The 23,236-nt window shown below is 46.7% G+C and carries 7 protein-coding genes and 1 pseudogene; 4 read left to right on the top strand and 4 right to left on the bottom strand.

Annotated features, from left to right (window positions below; all coding sequences use genetic code 11):
• Positions 1–22: 22 nt before the first annotated feature.
• The 3 genes from JGK16_RS12160 to JGK16_RS12150 form a co-directional block, all read right to left on the bottom strand.
• Positions 23–1,327, bottom strand: a complete 1,305-nt coding sequence (locus JGK16_RS12160) for a CHAT domain-containing protein (RefSeq protein ID WP_293190626.1) — start codon at positions 1,325–1,327, stop codon at positions 23–25.
• Positions 1,328–1,352: 25 nt separating this feature from the next.
• Positions 1,353–8,510: a filamentous hemagglutinin N-terminal domain-containing protein gene (locus JGK16_RS12155; protein ID WP_293190624.1), complete on the bottom strand. Its 7,158-nt coding sequence runs from the start codon at positions 8,508–8,510 to the stop codon at positions 1,353–1,355.
• A gap of 115 nt (positions 8,511–8,625) precedes the next feature.
• Positions 8,626–9,780: a transposase gene (locus JGK16_RS12150; RefSeq protein WP_293190622.1), complete on the bottom strand. Its 1,155-nt coding sequence runs from the start codon at positions 9,778–9,780 to the stop codon at positions 8,626–8,628.
• A gap of 70 nt (positions 9,781–9,850) precedes the next feature.
• On the opposite strand from JGK16_RS12150, the pseudogene tnpA reads away from it, so the two are divergent.
• Positions 9,851–10,234 (top strand): annotated as a pseudogene (gene tnpA / locus JGK16_RS12145) (IS200/IS605 family transposase); the annotation flags it as partial.
• A gap of 66 nt (positions 10,235–10,300) precedes the next feature.
• Here the strand turns inward: tnpA and JGK16_RS12140 are convergent.
• A complete protein-coding gene (locus tag JGK16_RS12140; protein ID WP_293190620.1) occupies positions 10,301–19,867 on the bottom strand; it encodes a CHAT domain-containing protein in 9,567 nt (3,188 codons plus the stop codon).
• Between the two features lie 228 nt (positions 19,868–20,095).
• Between JGK16_RS12140 and JGK16_RS12135 the strand changes: the two genes are divergently transcribed.
• The 3 genes from JGK16_RS12135 to atpD all read left to right on the top strand — a co-directional run bounded on the left by JGK16_RS12135 (position 20,096) and on the right by atpD (position 23,157).
• The gene (locus JGK16_RS12135) at positions 20,096–20,236 is read left to right on the top strand and encodes a hypothetical protein (RefSeq protein WP_293203110.1); all 141 of its coding nucleotides are present in this window, start codon (positions 20,096–20,098) and stop codon (positions 20,234–20,236) included.
• Between the two features lie 536 nt (positions 20,237–20,772).
• A complete protein-coding gene (locus JGK16_RS12130) occupies positions 20,773–21,573 on the top strand; it encodes a PEP-CTERM sorting domain-containing protein (RefSeq protein WP_293190619.1) in 801 nt (266 codons plus the stop codon).
• Between the two features lie 126 nt (positions 21,574–21,699).
• Positions 21,700–23,157, top strand: a complete 1,458-nt coding sequence (gene atpD / locus JGK16_RS12125) for a F0F1 ATP synthase subunit beta (protein ID WP_293183033.1) — start codon at positions 21,700–21,702, stop codon at positions 23,155–23,157.
• Positions 23,158–23,236: the final 79 nt, after the last annotated feature.

The raw sequence follows: 23,236 nt of genomic DNA, 5'->3' as shown, positions 1-23,236 counted from the left end.
AACTGTCAACTGCCAACTTTTCTTACCAAGGATTTCCGATGAGGGTGAAACTGCTCCAGTAGTAAGGATGAGAAAAATCTTGGGTTTGTTGTTGTATGTTATTCGGTAAATTTAAGTTGCCCGCTGTTGTCAATAATTGCCGATTTTCAATCCGAACTTGACGAGCAATCATCGCCTGTTGAGTAAGTTGCAGAGTTTCTGCCTTAGTTTTGCCTCCTCGAAGCTGGTGGTAAAATTCGCTCATTAGTCCCAAAGTGCCTCCGTCATCAACATACCACAAACTCCCTAAGGCAGATTTGGCGCCGGATTTGACCGCTAAACCTCCAAAACCTAACTCTGCTTCCCGATCGCCCAAAGCAGTTCTACAAGCACTCAACACTAACAAGTCTACCTGCGGATTGCGCCAATTTAAACTCTCCATGTCATTGAGCTGCAATTTGTAATTCCAGAGTTGAATGTAAGAATTGCTCGGTTGTCCCGAGGTGAAGTTAGCATGGGTTGCTAGGTGAACAATCCGAAATCCTTTGTTGGCGTGTTGCGAGTTGAGATTGTCTATAGTGAAACTCGAATTGAGGAAAGATTGCCCGCGCCACTGGGCAGAAATCGCTTCTAATTCGATCGGCACACTGGGCAAAGGCTTGTTATCGACAAATTCTGACCGTCCCATTGCTAGCACTGTGGCGTCTCTAACTGTCTTATATTCGCGATTAGTCAAGCTAAAACTCGGAATTAGGCTGAAACTGTATTTTTGAATCAAGAAGCCTTTACCGTCGTGCAAAGCGGCAAATGGCACACTCCGCAATCCGGGATCGACTGACAGCAACAAGGTGTCAATTCCTAAGTTTTGCAAGTCTTTTTCTAGAGGTGCGATCGCCCATTGATACAGTTGCTGGGCGGAGGGAAGATAACTGCTAGTACCGATTTTTGCGGGATTGGTGATGTGTTCGCGAAACTCCTTGACAACGGGTTCAAGAGCTTTTCTGTTAGCTTCCGGGACATTGTAGTGAATCGGCCGCCCTACGGGAGGAACTAAAATTAGTTCCAGTCGATCGACTCGCGAGATTATATAGATAATACCAGACCGCTTGTGAGTTTCCTGTTCGATATTTCTTAATGTTTGTTGGAATTGCGCCATCATCACTTTTTGGTTGGGAAGGTTGGCTTTGACGCCTAGGTATTCTCCAAATTCTTGATTCCTAATTTGTTCGATTCCCCAGACTGTTTTTTCTATGTCGTTACCTTCAAAAAGTCGATCGGGAGGCGGAACATATCCCAGCACTAAATTAGGAGTAGGGTTGACTGCTGGCGGTGTTTCGCGGCGGGGCACTACTGGCGATTGGCTGGGGGGTAACTTACTGGTGATACTTGAATCCAGTGTTAAAATTTGACCCGCAGCAGGGCCGGGAGTGTCTAACGGTGGAATTCGACGGCGACTTGGAACGTCTTCTGGATCGGAGGTTGAGGCGATAGGTGCGGGCGTGGCGGATGCTGCTGGTGTGGCGATAGGCGCGATCGGAGTTGGAATTGCTATGGGAGTTGGAATTGCTATGGGAGTTGGAATTGCTATGGGAGTTGGAATTGCTATGGGAGTTGGAATTGCTATGGGAGTTGGAATTGCGATCGGAGTCGGAACCACAATCGGAGTCGGAATTGCGATCGGAGTCGGAACCACAATCGGAGTCGGAACCACAATCGGAGTGGGAGTTGGACTGAGTGGGAGTTGGACTCGGAGTTTGAATTGCGATCGGAGTGGGAGTTGGACTCGGAGTTTGAATTGCGATCGGAGTGGGAGTTGGACTCGGAGTTTGAACCACAACCGGAGTGGGAGTTGGATTTGGAGTTGGAGTTGCGATCGGAGTGGGAGTTGGATTTGGAGTTGGAGTTGCGATCGGAGTGGGAGTTGGATTTGGAGTTGGAGTTGCGATCGGAGTGGGAGTTGGATTTGGAGTCGGAATCGGAGTTGGAGTTGGAGTTGGATCGATCCCATCATCAGTAGGAAATACAATACTAGGCACACCACTAGCTGTACGAGGAAACGACTGCGATGTAATGCTAGATGGCCCAGTTGTAATTGCAGCCGCCGTACCATTTATAGTTGCATTTCCCACGACAAACGGTTGAATCACTCCCCCTCCATCTCCTCCAGTGTGGGCAATTGAAATATTTCCTCCACCGGTGCCACCAGCAGTGGAAATACTAGCAAATCCTGTCGGCGAAAAAGTTGTTGGGAAAGAGCCTGTAGCTCGGAAAAAATTTCCCGCGACGGCTGTAACATTGCCGCCCTTGCCGTTAGTACCGCCTTGGGCATTGATGAAACCGACTTGAATATCGCCGATCGGATCTAAGAGCACATTGCCACCATTTCCGGCTGTACCGCTGGAGTTAATTTGTCCTGCTGTAATTGAAATTTTCGCATCAACAGTGATATTCCCGCCCGTACTTCCCGATGTATTCAAATTACCTGCTGTGAAAACGTTACCGCTTTTGAAGAAAATTTCTCCACCATTAGTAGTAACGTTTTTAACGCTGATATCGCCAGTGGCAGTAATATTAACGTTGATATTCTCGCTCGTACTTCCCGATGTATTCAAATTACCTGCTGTGAAAACGTTACCGCTTTTGAAGAAAATTTCTCCACCATTAGTAGTAATATTTTTAACCGTGATATCGCCGTTGGAAGTAATATTAACTTTGCCTGCGGTTACATCTCCCAATAAGTTGAATGTTTTCGTGTTTTGTGCTGTCACTTGTGCTGCATTAATTGTCGAATTGGCTGTGACATCGCCAGCATTTTTAATCAGAATATTTCCTAATTTGCTGCTGGCGCCCACCGATCCATTGAAAGTGATGCTGCCACTACCAGAGTCCAGAGTTAGGTTCCGGGCCGCATCTATACTGTCGATCGCACTTCCAAACGCAATATTCCCCCCAGCCGTGCTCAATACAGCATCATTCGTCAGCCCGATCGCACCATCAATATTGATATTGCCGTTATTCGTGGTAACATTGCCACCCAATTTAGTATTTAAGGCAGTCACATTCAAACCTGTCAGTGGCGTTGTTTTTCCGATATCTCCTTGCAGCAGCACATTACCTTTAGTAGCATTGATGTTCAAGCGCCGAGATCCATCGATCGCACCTGCGACACTAACATTACCTGTGTCACTACTGAGAATGGCATCACTGCCGAGTTGGACTTTGCCGTTAAGAGTAAGACTGCTGTTGTCTTTGCCGGTAATATTGGCGTTAAGTGCGATCGTACCAGTTCCCGTTTGAATCGTGACTGGATCGGAAAAAGTGCGATCGCTAGGAATAGTAATATTACCGGTGCCATCCGATCGCCCGATCGCGATCGAGCTAAATCCCTTTTGAATCAACTTAATTTCCGATGGAGTCAAATCTAAAGCGGGAGTAGTGTTATCAGTTCCTCCAACCACAATATTTTGTCCTGCTGTTGCCGGTTGCAGTGTGAGCGCACCAGTACCAGAAACTGGCCCAGCAAAATTAATTTCACCTGCTTTTAAAGTCAGCGGGTTACTTCCTGCCGACAAACTCGAATCGAAAGCAATAGTTGCATTTCCTAGTGTAAAAGTTACAGCAGCATTTAATGTCACTGCATCTCCGTAAGTTTGATTGCCGGTTGTCGTGACATTTCCCTTTACCTGAGTTTTCCCGCCTGCATCTGTAGTCAAACTCGCTGCATTGATCGTTTGATTAAATGCGGTTGTTCCTGTAGAGTTAGTTGTTAAATTGCCGAGATCCTTTGGACTTCCAACTGCACCGTTGAATGTAATATTACCACTACCCGCATTGACTTTCAAATCCCCGCTACCGTCAACTGTATTGTTGAAAGTAACGTCGCTACCTGCTTTGAGAATCGGATTGTTGGCGATTGTAACTGCATCTGTGTAGGTTTGAGAGCCGGTTGTCGTGACATCTCCCTTCAGTTGAGTTGTGCCGCCACCACCAGCAGTCAAACTTGCGGCATTGACTGTTTTATTAAATGCAGTTGTTCCTTTAGATAGAGTTGTTAAATTGCCGATCGCACTTTTATCCCCAACTGCATCCTTAAATGTAACATCACCAGTAGTCCCATCCACAGTCAAATCGCTGATGTTATTAGACTTAACAGTATTATTGAAAGTAATGCCTGTGCCTGAGAGAGTGAGATTCTTGGCAGTCGTGACAGCATCTCCATAGGTTTGAGGGCCGGTGGTAGTGACATCGCCATTGAGTGTAGTTGTGCCACCACCATCTGTAATCAAACTTGCGGCATTGACTGTTTTATTAAATGCAGTTATTCCTTGAGAGTTAACTTTAAGATTGCCGATCGCACTTAGATTTCCAACTGCACTACTGAACGTAACATCACCAGTACCCCCATCCACAGTAAAATCGCTGCCACTGTTACTAAGGTTAACAATATTCTTGAAAGTAATACCGTTACCTGCTGTGAGAGTTGGATTTATTTTGGTGATTGTAACTGTATTTTGATAGGTTTGACTGCCGGTGGTTGTCACATTACCATTGAGTATAGTTGTACCGCCAGTATCTGTAGTCAAACTTGCAGCATTGACTGTTTCATTGAATAGAATTGTTCCTTGAGAGTTAACTTTAAGATTGCCGATCGCACTTTTATCCCCAACTGCACCGGTGAATATAATATTTCCCGTACCTGCCGTTAAACTTAGGTCTTTGGTTCCTGTCAGTGCGCCCTTGACGGTGTTGTTGAACAGAATATTTGCACCTGCACCTGTGTTGACAGAAGCATTATCTTGGACGAGTACAGGACTTTGGAAAGTGATATCTTGCTTGATGGTGCTAACGCCTGCGTTGAGTGTTGTCTTGCCGTCAAAAACGATCGAGGCATTATCTTTTCCGGTGAGTGGTTGATTGATAACGATCGCACCGCCGGGAGATTTAACAGTCACCGGATCTTGGAAACTGTGAGGTCTGTCAAAGGTAATTGTACCAGTGCCGTCTGTTCTGCCGATCGCGATCGACTTAAATCCATCTTGCAGGGCATCTTGAAACTGCTGTCCCACATAAATAGTATTCGGATCGACAGGATTAGCTAATCCATTTATGAACTGAATATTACCGCTTGCATCAAACGGTTGCAGAGAAAAAGTACCCGTACCTTGAACAGAATTAGCAGCCCCACCAAAGTTAGCTTCTTTCCCAATTAACGAAATATTTCCCGTGCCGGAATTTATTTGAGCCACATTAACATTCTTAGAAGCTTTCAGAGTGATATCTCCCCCCGAAGCACTCGTGTTAACTGATCCTGATGTTGTAATATTGCCCTTATTGCTCGTAAGCGCGATCGCCCCTCCGGGATTCTTAGTAGTAATATTGGCCGTGGCAATATCGCCAGTTGTTTTGATACTTATAGCGCCAGTGCTGGTAATATTGGCTTCTGGATTTACCCCAAGTGCAGCCAAGGGATTAGTGTCACCGACAGGCCCGTTAAAATTGACAGTACCAGTTCCAGCAGTAATATTTAATTTATTGTTGCCGTCAACAGTGCCGCCAAAGGTAATATTCCCACCGCTGAGGTTTTTAGTGTTGAGAGTGACATCATTACCGAGGGAAACTTTGCCGACAAACGAGATACTCTTGTCTTGAGTAGTAATTGGGCCATTGACTGCGATCGCGCCTCCGCTTGGAGATTGCAAAGTTGTCGAGTAAGGGAAAGTAACACCAGCGGGGTTAATGGCGATCGTCCCCTTCCCGTCAGCCCGTCCGATTACCATTTCATTAAACCCCTTGAACCGTGCAAGTTCAGCATTCCTGAGCTGCAAAACATTAGGATCATCGAGATCGGTGCCGCCAACAGTAATACCTAAACTCGGCGTCAGAGGTTGCAACCGAATTGTACCAGCACCCTTGACTTCAGATGGGGCTAACAGTTGAATTCGATCGCCTGTCAAAGTAACATTTCCGCCGGTGCCTTTGGATTCCACCAACCCTAAAATTGCAATGCCGATGTTGTCCTTCCCGCTTCCCTTACCTGTTCCAGTAAACGTGATATCCCCACTTTTGGTCGATCCAACTTGAGCCGGAACATCAATATTTATCCCTTGATTATTATTCCCCTTCCCATCACCGCCAACACCGTTTAGAGTCACTTTCCCGGTGCCTGTGGATTCCACCAACCCTTGAATCAGAATGCCGGTGTTGTTATCCCCGCTTCCCTTGCCTGTTCCAGTAAACGTGATATCCCCAGTGTTCGTCGATCGAACTTGAGCAGGAAAAGAAATCAATATCCCTTCATTATTGTTATTCCCATTCCCATCACTGGCAACACCGTTTAGAGTCACTTTCCCAATGCCTGTGGATTCCACCAACCCTAAAATCGCAATGCCCGTGTTGTTATCCCCGCTCCCCGAACCTGTTCCAGTCAGGGTAATATCTCCATCCTTCGATAGAACCTTCGATCGAACTGGTAAGCCATTGTTAGCAATAAATATCCCTCCAGTGCTACCTATCCCATTACCACCCGTACCCGTCAGGTTGACTTTTCCCGTCCCCGTTGATTCCACCAAGTCGTTATTCACTAACCGGATGCCGTATTTAGCAGATCCGCTGCCAATACCAGTGAAAGTAATATCACCATCGACTGAAGTTATCGTAGAGCTACGCAAAACTATCCCGTCACTATTGAGACTACTACCGCTAGTCCCATTGAGGGTAATTTTTCCTGTTCCAGTTGTTGTTAACGTGCCAGTAAATATCTCAAGACCAGTGTTGTTTGCTGTGTTTCCTGCACTACCATTGAGGTCAATGTTTCCACCATTAGCATTGATTTTTCCACCAACATTAATTCCTGGTGTAGTGGCAACATTCGCGCGACCAATACCTGTAAAATTCCCACCATTTGTATTGATCGTCACATTGCCAATGGTGAGACTACCACCATTGAGATTGTCGGCATCAGCATTCAGAGTAACGTTACCTGCTTTAGTTGTAATATTAGCCTTGACATCAATGTTGTTATTAGCTAAAGCCGTCAATCCAACTCCCGGAGTAGCTATATTGACCGGAGCATTAAAAGTAATATCATTGGTAGCTTGCAAAATCACATTAGTCGCAGCACTATTAATTAGAGCAGCATCAATCGTATTTCCCCCAATGTCAGGATCGGCAAATTGATCTACCTGAGTTAGTGCAGTAAAAGTTCCCGCGCCATTTTGAATCGTAATATTTGTGGGATCGAGCAACAATAATCCAGGATTACCGTTAGCAGCCAGAGTATTAACATTGCCTCGGAAGTCTAAAAATTGTTTTCCCGACACCTCCACAAACCCGCCATTCCCCGACAACAAGCCACCTCGGGCAGTAATATTGCCATTAAACCGAGTAGTTTCATCAGCCCAAACGATCGCTCGCCCGCCATTCCCGTTGCTAATCGCATCCACATTAATCGTCGAATCTGCACTCACAAATGTCCGCAAAGCATTCGGTACAGTCCCCAAACCCTGAAAATCTCCCCCAATCAGTACATTCCCACCGCCGTTAATACCCGAAGCATCGATGTTAGCCGCGATCGCACCTACACGATCGCCCAATATGCTAACATTACCCCCAGTATTGCCCGAGACGTTGATACTGCCACTGGCGATCGCAGTTCCAGGCACAACAGGCACAGCCACATTCCCCGCCAGCACCACATCCCCATTGGCATTTACCGTCAAATTCGTTGCTTGTTCCTGGCTTTTTCCAGTCAGCAACTGCGGCAAAGATAGCACTGGCTGCGCGAAATTATTCGGCAAGGAACTTTGGCTAGCTGTCGGCTGAATTTCCAGACTCAGCAAATTTCCGGTTTGAGCGATCCGTACCAAATTTTGACCGGGTACGGCCATCACGGTAATATTGCCAGACGGCGCAGTTAACTGACCGGTATTGACTACCGTACCACCGATTAAACTTAAACTTTGACCGGGCGCCACCGTCAAATTCCCTGCATTTACAATGCTTCCTGCTTGCGGACTGGTAAATGCGAAACTGTTCGGATTCCCGATTAAGCTTGCCCAGTTGTTATTGCCGATCGCACTAAACCACTGATTGTTCCCAAAACCGATACCTGTGGCCGCCGTGGCGTTAAAAGAACCAGGTACGTTGAGCAGGGCATTCTGCCCAAAAATTATCCCCGACGGATTCATCAAAAACAGGTTAGAATTGCCACCTGTCACTTGAATTAAGCCGTTGATTAGAGAAGGATTTCCCCCGTTAATTCTTCCTAAAATATTTTGAATGTTGGGATTGGTTAAAAAGTTTGCCGTTTGACCGGAACTGAGACCAAACTGAGTAAAACTGTGAAACAGGTTAGCTTTATCTCCGCCCAATGACCCCCCGGAAATGTCGTAGCGATCGCCATTGGGTGTCACGACGGTGTTCGTGCCGTCTGCTGCGGGGGTAATGGGTTGCGCGGAAGCGGAACCAGCCGCTGCATTGAGCCAGCCAACTATGAATAACCATCCGAGCAAATGTAGTTTGTTGGCTGCCATTGTGTTTAAAGATTTGTGCTAAAAGTGCGATGTATTTATCTATCCTTAGTCTTACTCCTCAAAGTTCCTCATTTGAAATACTCACCGTGCTGAAGCAACGGTGATTCTTGACGCTTCATCGGGGAAAAGCTACCGAAGTAGTCTGACAGTCCCTCTGCGCCCGTTTAGAGTCGTGGCGATTCCCCATCCCGACTTTCTCAATATTCTTAGCGGCGTTTTCATCTCTATCTTGCTCAGTACCGCAATTCAAACAAAGCACTGAGCGAATAGACAAATCGATTTGCCCCCACTTAAAACCGCAGTCTGAACAAACCTGACTGGTAGGTTCCCATCGACTGATGACCTTGAACTCTCTGCCAAACTTCTCTGATTTAGCCTCGCACAAAGTTCGGAATTCATACCATCCTTGTTGGCTAATTGCTCTTGAGAGTTTGCGATTCTTTACCATGCCAGACACATTTAAATCTTCCAAAACAATCACTTGGTTTTCGTTGATTACTTTGGTTGAAAACTTGTGTAAGAAATCTTTGCGAGTATCGGCAATTTTATTGTGCAGCTTGGCGATTCTAATGCGAGTTACATTCCTTCTCTTGGAATCTTTGGGCTGACGGGCTAACTTGCGTTGCAATTTGCGAACTTTGCGGTCTAGTTTTTTATAGCTAGGGCTTTCGGCTTTCTCGCCGTTGCTCATCACCGCAAAGGTTTTGATTCCTAAATCGATTCCGATGCTGGGGTTTTTAGCCTCAGATGAAATGGGTTGAATTTCTATTACAAAGCTCAGCAAATAACGATTTGCACAATCCTTGATTACCGTGACGGAACTAGGTTCAGATGGTAACGCCCTCGACCAAATCGGATTGACAATTCCAATCTTGGCTAGATAAACTCCATCACCTTTGATTGAAAATCCTCCAACTCTAAAACGCGCCGATTGACTGCTGGTTCTTTTTTTGAACTTAGGATATCCGACTTTACGACCTTTTCTCTTTCCCTTGCAGGAGTTGAAAAAGTTCTTAAAAGCAATATCCAGGTCGGCAACTGATTGTTGCAGCGGGACGCACGACACGTCTCCCAGCCAAGCCCTTTCTTCAGTATTTTTAGCCCCAGTTATGACGATTTTTTGCAAATCTGCCGAACTTGGTTTTTTGTCTGACTGTTTGCAAAGTGCGAGCGCATCGTTCCAGACTACCCGGACGCAGCCAAACAACCGAGCTAGGCTCTGCTGTTGTTGGTCGGTTGGGTAAAATCTGTAACGAAATTTTGCTTTCACGGGTTGTGTTAAAATTGGTCTATTATTTGATTATATATTGGTCTACAGGCAATGACAACTATTTACTTACCGCCGAGAACGGCATTCTGTTACAGAACTTAAAATGCACTTGGTCTGCGTGACAAAGTACCGTCGGCCTGTATTTACGGGCGAAAGTCTTGATTTGATTGAAAAAACGTTTCGAGAGGTTGCTGAAAAAATGAATTTTCAGGTTCTGGAGTTTAATGGTGAAGGTAATCACATTCATGCGCTGATTGAGTATCCGCCTAAACTTTCTATCTCTCAAATAGTGAATGCTTTGAAAGGAGTTTCTAGCCGTCGCTACGGACAGGCTGGATACAAAAAACCTCACAAAGAAGCTTTATGGAGTCCTAGCTATTTTGCGGTTTCTGTAGGGGGCGCGCCTCTAGAAGTCTTAAAGGAATATATTAGAAATCAAGAAAAGCCGTCCTAGAAGGACGGGGCTTGTATCCCAATTTTTTGGTCAGTTAGGTAAGTTCGGAATCTTGCATATGGTAGCTTACCAAGGACTGCCGATCAGGGTGAAACTACTCCAGTAGTAAGGATGAGAAAAATCTTGGTTTCTTTGTTTGATATTAGCTGGTAAATTCAACTTCCCTCCTGTTGTCACTAACTGTTGGTTTTTAATTCCAACTTGACGAGCAATCATTGCTTGTTGAGCAAGTTGCAGGGTTTCTGCCTTAGTTGTGCCTCCTCGAAGTTGGTAGTAAAATTCGCTCATCAGTCCCAAAGTGCCTCCATCGTCAACATACCACAAACTCCCTAGGGCAGATGCAGCGCCGGATTTGACCGCTAAACCTCCAAAACCTAACTCTGATTCGCGATCGCCCAAAGCAGTTGTACAAGCACTCAATACTAACAAGTCTACCTGCGGATTGCGCCAATTTAAACTTCCCATATCATTGAGTCGCAATTTAGAATTCCAGAGTTGAATGTAGGAATTACTCGCTTTTCCTGGTTGGAATTCCGCATGGGTTGCTAGGTGAACAATCCGAAATTCTCCCTTGGCGTGTTCGGAGTTGAGTGTATCTAAGGTGAAAGCTGAATTGAGGAAAAATGGCCCCTGCAACTTACCAGAAATCATCTGCAATTCTAGGGGGACGCTGGGTAATGGCTTTTTGTCCACAAATTCCGATCGTCCCATTGCTAGCACTCTGGTGCTATTAACCGATTTGTAATTAGTGTTAGTGGCACTAAAACTCGGAATTAGGCTGAAATTGTATTTTTGAATCAAGAAGCCTTTACCGTCGTGCAAAGCGGCAAAAGGTACACTCCGCAATCCCGGATCTACTGACAGCAATAAAGTCTTAATTCCTAACCTTTCTAAGTCTTTTTCTAGAGGTGCGATCGCCCATTTATACAGTTGCTGGGCGGAGGGTAGATAACTGGTAGTATTGCGTTTGGCGGGAGTGGTGATTTCATCCCGCAACTCTTTGACAACCGGGAAAAGAGCTGCTCTGTTGGCTTCCGGAACGCTGTAGTGAATCGATCGCCCTACGGGAGGAATTAAAATTAGTTCCAGTCGATCGACTCGCGAGACCATGTAGATAATACCAGACCGCTTGCCGGTTTGCTGTTCGATATTTCTTAATGTTTCTTGGAATGTCGGAACCAAGAGTTGTTCGTCTGGGAGGTTGCTTTTTATCCCCAGGTATGATGCAAATTCTTGATTCCTCAGTCCTTCGACTCCCCAGACTATTTTCTGGATGTCGTTAGTTTCAAAAAGTCGATCGGGAGACGAGACATATCCCAGCGCTAAACGAGAATTAGAGTTGGCTGCTGGCGCTGATTCGTTGCTGCTTTGTGTTGGCTGTGATTCGCCCGAGGGCAAGTTACTGATGATACTAGAATCAAGTCTTAAAATGCGATCGTTAACAACACCGGAACTGTTTAGGCGTGGAATACTCCGGGGCTGCAAGTCTTCTGTTTCGGGGGTTGAGGGTGTAGCTGCCGGTGTGGGTGTAGCTGCGGGTGCGGACGATGCTGATGCTGCTGTTCCTACTGTGCTGCCACGTGCGATCGACAATGGGTTAGAATCGATCGCAGGTACTGCTGCTTCTGTTGTTGTCGGCGAAACTGTCGATCGATTTGTCGGCGCAATTCCTTCGGTTGTCGGCGAAACACTCGATCGATTTGTCGGCGCAATTCCTTCGGTTGTCGGCGAAACTGTCGATCGATTTGTCGGCGCAATTCCTTCGGTTGTCGGCGAAACTGTCGAGCGATTTGTCGGCGCAATTCCTTCGGTTGTCGGCGAAACTGTCGATCGATTTGTCGGCGCAATTCCTTCGGTTGTCGGCGAAACTGTCGATCGATTTGTCGGCGGAATGATGTCAGTTATGGGCGACGAAATTGTTGACCGATTTGTCGGCGGAATAAGACCCTCGATCTGCCCATTTGTCGGCGGAATATTTTCCGAGATTAGCCCATTTGTCGGCGGAATGATACCAGTGTTCGGCCCATTTGTCGGCGGAATGATACCAGTGTTTGGCCCATTTGTCGGCGGAATGATACCAGTGTTTGGCCCATTTGTTGGCGGAATGATACCAGTGTTCGGCCCATTTGTCGGCGGAATGATACCAGTGTTCGGCCCATTTGTCGGCGGAATGATACCAGTGTTCGGCCCATTTGTCGGCGGAATGATACCAGTGTTTGGCCCATTTGTCGGCGGAATGATACCAGTGTTCGGCCCATTTGTCGGCGGAATGATACCAGTGTTTGGCCCATTTATCGGCGGAATGATACCAGTGTTCGGCCCATTTGTCGGCGGAATGATGCCAGTGTTCGGCCCATTTGTCGGCGGAATGATACCAGTGTTTGGCCCATTTATCGGCGGAATGATACCAGTGTTTGGCCCATTTGTTGGCGGAATTACTTCAGGTGTCGGCCCATTTGTCGGCGGAATGATGCCCGTGTTTGGCCCATTTGTTGGCGGAATTACTTCAGGTGTCGGCCCATTTGTCGGCGGAATTACTTCAGGTGTCGGCCCATTTGTCGGCGGAATTACTTCAGGTGTCGGCGGGATTGGCTGCCGATTTGTTGGCGCTGGATCTTTGCCGTCGTCAGTCAACAACACAATATTACCCACAATACTAGAACGCGGAAACGACTGCGATGTAATTCTAGATTGTCCAGTTGTAATTGCACCCGCCGTACCGTTAATAGTAGTATCTCCCACGACAAACGGTTGAATCGGTGGGCCTTGATCTCCACCAGCGTGCACAATTGTAATTTTGCCACCACCGGCGCCACCCGCAGTAGAAATACTAGCAAATCCTGTCGGCGAAAGTGCGGTGGAAAAACCACCTGTAGCGCGGAAAAAATTCCCCGTCGAAATAAACACATCGCCACCAGTGCCACGCGTACCGCCTTGGGCATTAATTGACTCTACTTGAAGATCGCCGATCGGATCTAAGAACACATTGCCACCATTTCCGGCTGTACCGAAGGAGGTAATTTTTCCCGCCGTAATTGAATTTAAAGCTTTAACGGTAATGTTCCCGCCAGTATTTCCCGCTGTATTCAAATCTCTAGCATTCACTTTTCCGGTAGGGCTCGAAAGCTCGATTGTCCCTCCATTTTGCCCGTTTGAAGCAGTGACATTTCCCAACAAATTGATATTTCCGGTGCTATTTACTTGCAAGCTTTGCGCGTTAATATTCGAGTTTGCTGTAACATCCGCAGCATTGGCTGTCAGATTTCCTAGGGCTGTGGTTGCGCCCACCGATCCATTGAAAGTGATGCTGCCGCTACCTGCTGCGAGATTTAGATTCCGGGCGCCATCTATACTGTCGATCGCACCCCCAAAGCCAATATTCCCGCCAGCAGTCTTGAATACAGCATCTTTCGTCAACCCGAGAGAACCGTTAATATTGATATTGCTGTTATTAGTGGTAACATTGCCACCCAACTTAGTATTTAAGGCAGTAACATTCAAACCTGTCAGTGGTGTTGTGTTTCCGATATTTCCTTGCAGCAGCACATTGCCTTTAGTAGCATTGATGTTCAAGCGCCGATCGCCATCGATCGCACCTGCGATACTAACATTACCGACGGCACTGCTGAGAGCGACATCATTGCCGAGTTTGACATTATTGCTGTTAAGAGCAATACTGCTGTTGTCATTTCCGGTAATATTGGCGTTAAGTGCGATCGTACCAGTTCCCGTTTGAATCGTGACTGGGGCGGTAAAAGTGAGATCGTTAGGAATGGTAATATTGCCACTACCATTCAATTTCCCGATCGCGATCGAGCTAAATCCCTTTTGAATCAAATTAATTTCTGATGCCGTCAAATCTAAAGCGGGAGTAGTGTTGTCGGTGCCACCAACCACAATATTTTGTCCTGCCTTTGTCGGTTGCAACGCTAGCGAGGCCGTACCAGAAACCTTATCGGAAAAATTAATTTCACTTGCTGTTAAATTCAGCGAGTTACTTCCTGCTGCTAAAGTCGAACCGAAAGCAATAGTTGCATCTCCCGGTGTAAAACTTACAGGAGCTTTTAGTGTCACCGGGCCTTGAAAACTGATGTTATCATTAGTTGTGGCGATATTGCCGCTAACCGCAACAGTTCCCGCCCCTTTTTGACTGAATGCACCGTCTAAATTCAGGTTTTTCTCAATATTGAGATTAACCTTATTGGTAATTGTGAGCGCCCCGTCATTGGTGGTTGTGACAATTCCTTTGAGATTAACATTGTCAGCAGCAATACCGAGATTGCCAGCTACGTCAACAGTCTTGTTGAAAGTAATATCGGTGCCTGCGAGAATCGGATTGTTGGCAATTGTCACTGCATCTGCATAAGTTTGACCGCCAGTTGTCGTAACACTGCCACCTAAAGATGTTTTGCTGTTGGCAGTTAAACTTGTCAGAGGAGTTGTTTTGCCGATCGCACTTGTGAAGGTAACATTACCGCTAGCCGCCTTCACCGTCAAATCGCTGCCACCATCAACAGTATTGTTAAAAGTTAATTCGCTACCTGACAGAATCGGATTATTGGCAATCGTGACTGCATCGTTATAGGTTTGAGGGTTAGTTGTAGTGACATTTCCCTTCACTTGAGTTGTGCCACCCGCATCTGTAGTCAAACTCGCGGCCTTGACTGTTTGATTAAATGCAGTTATTCCTTGAGAGTTAGCTTTCAGATTGCCGATCGCACTTGCAGCCCCAACTGCACCGCTGAATGTAATATTGCCACTACCCGAATTCACAGTCAAATCGCCAGTGCCGTCAACATTATTATTGAAAGTCACAGCGCTGCCTGAGAGAATCGGATTGTTGGCAATTGTGACAGCATCTCCATAGGTTTGAGGGCCAGTTGTAATGACATTGCCCTTGAGTATAGTTGTACCAACCGCATTGGTAGTGACGCTGGCAGAACTGACAGTATTAAATGTGGTTGTACCTGTAGAGTTAGCTGTCAGATTGCCGATCGCACTTATAGTCCCAACTGCACCGCTAAATGTAATATTACCGCTACCCCCATTCACCGTCAAATTGCTGCTACCGTTCACAGTATCGTTGAAAGTAACGCCCGTGCCTGCGAGAATTGGATTGTTGGCAATCGTGACAGCATCTCCATAGGTTTGAGCGCCGGTGGTAGTCACATTGCCATTTAATTCAGTTTTGCCGCCAGCATTGGTAGTGAAACTGCTAGCAGTGACAGCATTAAATGTAGCCGTACCACCACTGTTGACAATAATATTTCCTAAGGGTACGGTATTACCTATAGCACCTTTCACCGCAATATTTACCGTACCTGTTTCTAAAGTGAGATTGCCACTGCCATCAATATTATCATTCAACAGAATCTTGCCACTTGCTGAATTTCCATTGCCGATCAAGACGCTATCTCCGACTAAGACATTACCCTTAATGGTGATATCTTGAGCGGCGGTGGTAATATTTCCCTTCAGGTTATTAGTAGTAGCGTTGAGAGTAACTGAAGCATCATCAGTTCCCGAAATTGCTTGAGCTTTATTTACAAAAATTGTGCCTTGAGTATTGAAAGTCACAGGATCTTTGAAAACAGCAGGCAAATTGTCTACCGTGATATTGCCTGTTGTATTATTCGTTCCGATCGCAATTCCACTAAATCCATTAGCCAAGGAGGAGAAAAATTGTTTTCCTAAATCGATCGCCTTCGGATCGTCAGCAAGTGCATCCTGGAAGCGAATTCCGACATTAGGCGAAGACGGCGCAATTGACAAAGTACCCTTACCCTGTACGGAATCTGGGCCTCCCGAAAAGCTCATGTCATTACCGCTAATGCTAATATTTCCCGTACCGGACAATCCCCTAGCATCAATGATATTGATCCGAACTAGATTGGGTGTGGCGATCGCGATATCGCCACCCGCACCGTTCGTAGAACTAGAGTTCCAAACTACTCCGGGATCTGCTAAAATGTTGCCTGTTTTACCCGTGAGGGTAATTTTTCCACCATCGCCCGCCGTGGAACTTGAGTTAAGATTACCAGGAGTAATATTGTTCCCACTCAGTGCAATCGGGCCGCCACTTCCAGTAGTAGAACTGGTATCGATCGCCCCTGTGGAACTCCTCGTAATGTTACCATTGTTGCTCGTAAGCGCGATCGCCCGTCCGGGATTCGTAATATTGCCTGTAGTAATATCGCCAGTAGTGGTAATCGCGATCGGACTGGTACTGGTAACATTCTGAGAATTGACTATTGTCAGGGAACCCAAAGGCACAGTCCCCCCAACAGCCCCGTTAAGATTAATAATACCTGTTCCCGAAGTCAAAGTTAGCTTCCCATCGCCGTCAACAGTTCCCTTAAAATTAATATCGCCTGCCTTCGTTAACCCAGTATCGAGAGTGACATTAGAACCCTGAACGAGAGACACTTTACCACCAAAGGTAATATTCTGTTCGTTGGTGACAATATTTGCATTTAAGTTAGTAGTGGGAGCATCAAAACTAATTGAAGCATTATTTACACCTTTAATGTTGCCATTGACTGCAATTGTGCCGCTAGTTGTGGCGCTAGTTTGGGGAGATCGAAATGTAACCGGAAAATCAAAAGTAACAGCACTGGGGTCAGCAATTGCGATCGTCCCACTGCCATCCGCCCGCCCGACAATCATTTGGGAAAATCCCTTGAAAGCTGCGAGTTCAGTAGTGCTGAGATTCAAATCAGCAGAATTACCGGCAGTGCCAACAGTAATACCTAAACTCGGAGTCAGAGGTTGCAACAGAATAGTACCGTTGCCTTTGACTTGAGACGTGGGTGAAACCGTAATTGCATCACTGGTCAAAGTAACATCATTACCGGTTCCCGCCGTCAGGTTGATGTTGCTATTATTCAGGTTAATTTCATTAGTACCGCTTGGCCCATTACCAGTCAGAGCAACATTTCCCACCGTCGATTTGAGCGCTCCATTATTCAGATAAATTGCCGCCGAACCGATTGCTGCCTTACCATTCAGATCGATACTTGCCTTCGTCGATTCTACTGCTGAATTACCCTCAACAATAATGCCATAATTTGTTTTATTGATACCAGTCCCCGCACCTGTGCCAGTCATGGCGATATTTCCACTCGCCGATCGCACGTTAGAATTAGCAACAGATATCCCGCTGTTATTGTCTGTGCCCGCACCAGCCGTACCGTTGAAAGAAATACTTCCGCTTCCAGTTGATTCAACTAACGATCCATTTAGAAGTGGTACCTCTGACGACGGCAGGTTTTCCATGCGAATACCGTGGTTACCAATTCCAGTGCCACCACCTGTCCCTGCGAAACTGATGTTTCCATTGTTTGATAGCACTTTGGCGGCGTTAATCAATATCCCGGAGTTATTGTTTTTGCCCGCACCGCCGGTACCGCTGAAACTAATACTTCCAATGCCTGTTGATTGCACTAAGGCCGCGTTGTCGATCGCAATACCGTAATTACTGCTTCCACTGCTGCCACCTTTTCCAATAAGACTGATATCTCCATCGAATGATTTAACGCTGCTATTTGTCTCAATAGATATCCCTCTATTGCTGCCATTAATCCCATTGCCGCCCGTACCAGTCAGGCCAACTTTTCCCGTCCCCGTTGATTCCACCACGGCATTACTCAAAATCAGAATGCCGTTACCAGATCCGCTGCCGTTACCAATCAGTGTAATCTCACCATTGGCTGAACTTATAGTAGGCCCGCGCAAAATTATCCCGTCACTATTGAGGCTGGTACCGCTAGTGCCAGTAAGGGTAATCTTTCCCGTTCCAGTAGTTACTAAAGTAGGTGTAATGGTTCCGCCAGATACCTGAAGGCCGACGTTGATTGCCGTGTTTCCTGCACTACTACCAGTGAGGTCAATATTCCCACCACCAGCATTAATCGTACCACCATTAATATTAATCCCATTTCCATTGACAGTATTCCCGCGGCCAATACCGGTAAAATTGCCACCATTTGTATTAATCGTCGCATTGGTAATGGTGACATTACCACCGGCGAGATTGTCGGTATCAGCATTCAGGGTGATATTGCCTCCCTGAGTTGTGATATTGTTGTTAACAAATATGCTATTACTGGCATTCAAAGTCAGGGAATTTTTATTAGCCCAAGCAATCGGAGCGCTAACTGTAATATCCCCTGCACTCGCACCAAGAGATGTAGTAGAAATAGTGACATTACCTAAACCCAATTGCGTTTGCAGCGTCCCGTTATTAATTGTAGCCGTAGGCGCAGCGATACCGGGAGTAAACACTCCTCCCCCGAATGCACCGGCTGCATCCGGAGCTGTGCTAATAGTAATATTAGTAGGATCTAACAATAAGGTTCCGGCACTGCCGACAGTCGATCGCAAATCCACCAACCCAGCGAAATCCAGCGATTGTTTTCCCGATACCTCCACAAACCCGCCATTCCCAGAAAACAAGCCACCTCGGGCAGTAATATTCCCATTAAAACGAGTAGTTTCATCAGCCCAAACGATCGCTCGCCCGCCATTACCGTTGCTAATCGCATCCACATTAATTGTCGAATCTGCACTCACAAACGTCCGCACAGCATTCGGCACAGTCCCCAAACCCTGAAAATCTCCGCCAATCAGTACATTCCCGCCGCCGTTAATACCCGAAGCATCGATGTTAGCCGCGATCGCGCCTACGCGATCGCCTAAAATGTTAACATTACCCCCAGTATTGCCAGAGACGTTGATACTGCCACTGGCGATCGCAGTTCCCGCCACAACAGGCACAGCCAAATTCCCCAGCACCACATCCCCATTCGGATTTACCGTCAAATTCGTTGCTTGTTCCTGCCCTTTACCCGTCAGCAACTCCGGCAAAGATAACACTGGCTGCGTCCAATTATTCGGCAGCGATCCCCCAGTTGCTGTTGGTTGAACATCCAAACTCAATAAATTACCAGCTTGAGAAATCCGCACCAAATTTTGACCGGGTACAGCCGTAATCAGAACACCGCCTCCTGGCGCGTTTAGCTGGCCGGTATTCACAACCGTCCCCCCCGTCAAACTTAAACTTTGACCGGGTGCCACCGTCAAATTCCCGGCATTTACAATGCTTCCTGCTTGCGGACTGGTAAAGGCAAAACTGTTTGGCTTCCCGATTAAGCTGGCCCAGTTGTTATTGCCGATCGCACTAAACCACTGATTGTTCCCAAAACCGATACCTGTCGCCGCCGTGGCGTTAAAAGAACCCGGTACGTTGAGGCTGGCATTTTGTCCGAAAATTATCCCCGACGGATTCATCAAAAATAGGTTGGAATTTCCACCTGTAACTTGAATTAAGCCGTTGATTACAGAAGGATTTCCCCCGTTAATTCTTCCTAAGATATTTTGAATGTTGGGATTGGTTAAAAAGTTTGCCGTTTGACCGGAACTGAGACCAAACTGAGTAAAACTGTGAAACAGGTTAGCCTTGTCACCGCCCAATGACCCCCCGGAAATGTCGTAGCGATTGCCGTTGGGTGTCACGACTGTATTCGTGCCGTCTGGTGCGGGGGTGATGGGTTGCGCGGAAGCCGAGCCGGCCGCTGCATTGAGGCAGCCAAGTATGAATAACCATCCGAGCAAATTTAGTTTGTTGGCTGCCATTGTGGTTAAAGATCTGTGCTAAAAGTGCGATCGTATTTATCTTTCCCTATTCTGACTCATGAAGGTTCCTCCTGTCAATAGGATTTACGGTATTTTGCCTCGAAAAAATATAGCAAATCCGCAGGAAATCTATCTATTTAATTACCATAAATAATTGGTTTAAAGCCGGAACCCTTTTAAGGATAAATTAAAAGCAGACTATTCATTACTCCAATCCTCTTCTTTCCTTTGTCAAGTGCTATCAACTGTCAACTATCAACTGTCAACTATCAACTATCAACTGTCAACTGTCAACTGTCAACTGTCAACTGTCAACTGTCAACCTTGACGATTAGCAGTCAAAAATGCGTAAGTACCGATCGCCAGTGAAAGCAACTTGCTGCTAGTGCCAAACAACTCGCTCCAATTCCTACTCTGGACAGCGCCACAGCCGATTCCAGGGCGAGCAGCTTGCAGTCCGCTTCCAGGAGCAACTCACCCAACAGCCAAATTTTTCTGAGAAACTTTATAAGTTTGGGATGAGCTTTACCAAAATTTTACAAAAATTGACTAAAAAAATTTATATATTTTTGATGAAAGCTAATATTTGCAAGTCTTCCAGTCAATTTGAGACAGTTAGCGATACCAATAGATGTAGTAGCTTGTAAATCTATACTGAGTGAAAATCTGGCTGTGACAGATGAAAGTAGTCTGCCACTAGAGTGTCAGTGAAAACTCTTAAAACAAGCACTCATTGACTCAAAAAAACACCTAAGTGATATCAGTCCGTAGAGTCACTGCCGTAGAGTCTGTTTTGTCGGTTTGACGATCGCCCTTAATATCCGAGGGTCGCGATCGTCTATTCCTGTCTTGACAAGATAGCATTGACCAGCTTACTAACTAACAATATTGGAGGAATCAGGGTTATGACTACCTTAACGCTAGTCAAAAAAACATCTTTTACAGTCGCCAGCTTGGCAACCACAATCTTGCTCAGCATCTGCACGCCCGCCCGAGCTTTCATGTTTGGCAGCACTGGCATCCAGTTCGATCGAGATACCAATATCAACTTTACATTCGACCAATCTCACGGCGCTTACCAGTCTAGCTTGTGGGTAGCCCAAGCTCAGACAGGAGCCAATGGCTACAGCAACATCACCCGACTGTTTTACGAGTTCAAACCCTCAGATAACGGGAACGCCGATGAATGGAAAGGAACCTTCGGCAACTCCGTGGGATCGAACAACGGCTCCCCAACTCAAACCTTCACCTTTTTGCAGGATCAAGTTTATGCCCTGCTGCTCTGGAGTGACAGCGGCAGTGGCAAACAATTCGAGCAGTACGCCTCCAGCAGCACCTTCATGAACAGCCCCGAATGGTTTGCCGCCAACACCCAGTTTCGCAGAGATGACTGTGTGGTGGCCGGATGTCAGCAAGCCGTATTTGGCGAATTTGGGCTCAACCCCCGCTCCCCCGACTCATTTACAAGTATCAACGGCGGTAAAGGCCCAGAACAATATTCATCGCTCACAATGGCCCAACTGGCTCAGGGAAGCAAAATCTCCTTCGACGATGCCGGAGGAGGAAACGATCGCGACTTCCAAGACTTCACCGTCTCCGCCGAGCTAGCACCCGAGCCTGTGACAGTGTTCGGCACCATGCTGGGGATCGGGGCTTTGGCGGCGGCTCGCGGCAAAAAAAAGCGACAGCAGCAACCAAAAAAATGACTCTTAAGCATCCCCATACAAATCTAAATAGTGAGTCTGTTCAGTGGTACTCTGAGAAATAGCATTTCTAAATGTTAAGACTTTTTCCACAACGGGAAAAATAGAATCCTAACAAAGGCACTATTCATGGTATCCACCGCAACAAAAACGAACGTAGGCTACATCACCCAAATCATCGGGCCAGTTGTAGACGTAAAATTCCCAGGCGGCAAACTGCCCCAAATCTATAACGCTATTACGATCGCCGGCAAAAACGAAGCAGGTCAAGACATTTCTGTTACCTGCGAAGTTCAGCAACTCCTCGGAGACAGCCAAGTGCGTGCAGTTTCCATGAGTACCACCGACGGCTTAATGCGCGGTATGGAAGTATTAGATACCGGGGAAGCGATCCAAGTTCCCGTCGGAATCCCGACTCTCGGCCGTATTTTTAACGTCATCGGCGAACCCGTAGACAACCTCGGCCCGGTCAATACTTCCGAAAGTATGCCCATCCACCGCCAGCCGCCGGCTTTCACCGAACTAGAAACCAAGCCTTCGGTGTTTGAAACAGGGATCAAGGTCATCGACCTCCTGGCTCCCTACCGTCGCGGTGGCAAAATCGGTTTGTTCGGCGGCGCAGGCGTCGGCAAAACCGTGATCATGATGGAACTCGTGAACAACATCGCCAAGGCTCACGGCGGCGTGTCCGTGTTTGGCGGTGTGGGCGAGCGCACCCGTGAAGGTAATGACCTTTACAAAGAAATGATCGAGTCTGGGGTTATTGACGAAAAAGACCGCAGCAAATCGAAAATTGCCCTAGTATACGGTCAAATGAACGAGCCACCAGGTGCTCGGATGCGCGTGGGCCTGTCGGCTCTAGCGATGGCCGAATACTTCCGCGATGTCAGCAAGCAAGACGTACTCTTGTTCATTGACAACATCTTCCGGTTCGTACAAGCGGGATCTGAGGTATCGGCTTTGTTGGGTCGGATGCCTTCGGCTGTGGGATATCAGCCGACTCTCGGTACAGACATGGGCGACTTGCAAGAACGGATTACTTCGACTACCGAAGGTTCGATTACTTCGGTTCAAGCTGTGTACGTACCTGCGGATGACTTCACTGATCCAGCGCCGGCTACGACTTTTGCTCACTTAGACGCTACAACTTTGTTGTCTCGCGGTTTGGCTGCGAAGGGTATTTATCCGGCTGTTGATCCCCTGGAATCTACCTCCACAATGTTGCAAATTAGCATTGTAGGCGAAGAACACTATGGTGTTGCGCGTCAGGTGCAGTCTATTTTGCAACGCTACAAGGAATTGCAAGATATTATTGCGATTTTGGGTTTGGACGAGCTGTCGGAAGATGACCGCTTGACTGTTTCTCGCGCTCGCAAAATTGAACGCTTCTTGTCTCAACCGTTCTTTGTAGCAGAAGTGTTCACCGGTTCCCCCGGTAAGTACGTCAAGTTGGCTGATACCATTAAGGGCTTCCAAATGATTTTGGGTGGCGAACTTGATGAGTTACCTGAACAAGCTTTCTATTTGGTTGGCGATATCAACGAAGCGATCGCCAAAGCTGAAAAAATGAAGGCTGACGCTAAGTAGAAAGTAGGGAATGGGTAATGGGTAATGGGTAATTGGTAATTGGTAATTGGTTATTGGTTATTGAAACTAACAAATAACC

The organism is Microcoleus sp. PH2017_09_SFU_O_A (assembly GCF_020738625.1).
GTDB lineage: Bacteria > Cyanobacteriota > Cyanobacteriia > Cyanobacteriales > Microcoleaceae > Microcoleus.
Note: the sequence above shows the minus strand (reverse complement) of the source record. Positions and strands in the feature narration are given on the sequence as shown.

Coding starts and splice junctions, on each gene's coding strand:
- JGK16_RS12140 (WP_293190620.1), bottom strand. CDS start 19,867: ATGGCAGCCAACAAACTAAATTTGCTCGGATGGTTATTCATACTTGGC.
- JGK16_RS12155 (WP_293190624.1), bottom strand. CDS start 8,510: ATGGCAGCCAACAAACTACATTTGCTCGGATGGTTATTCATAGTTGGC.
- atpD (WP_293183033.1), top strand. CDS start 21,700: ATGGTATCCACCGCAACAAAAACGAACGTAGGCTACATCACCCAAATC.
- JGK16_RS12130 (WP_293190619.1), top strand. CDS start 20,773: ATGACTACCTTAACGCTAGTCAAAAAAACATCTTTTACAGTCGCCAGC.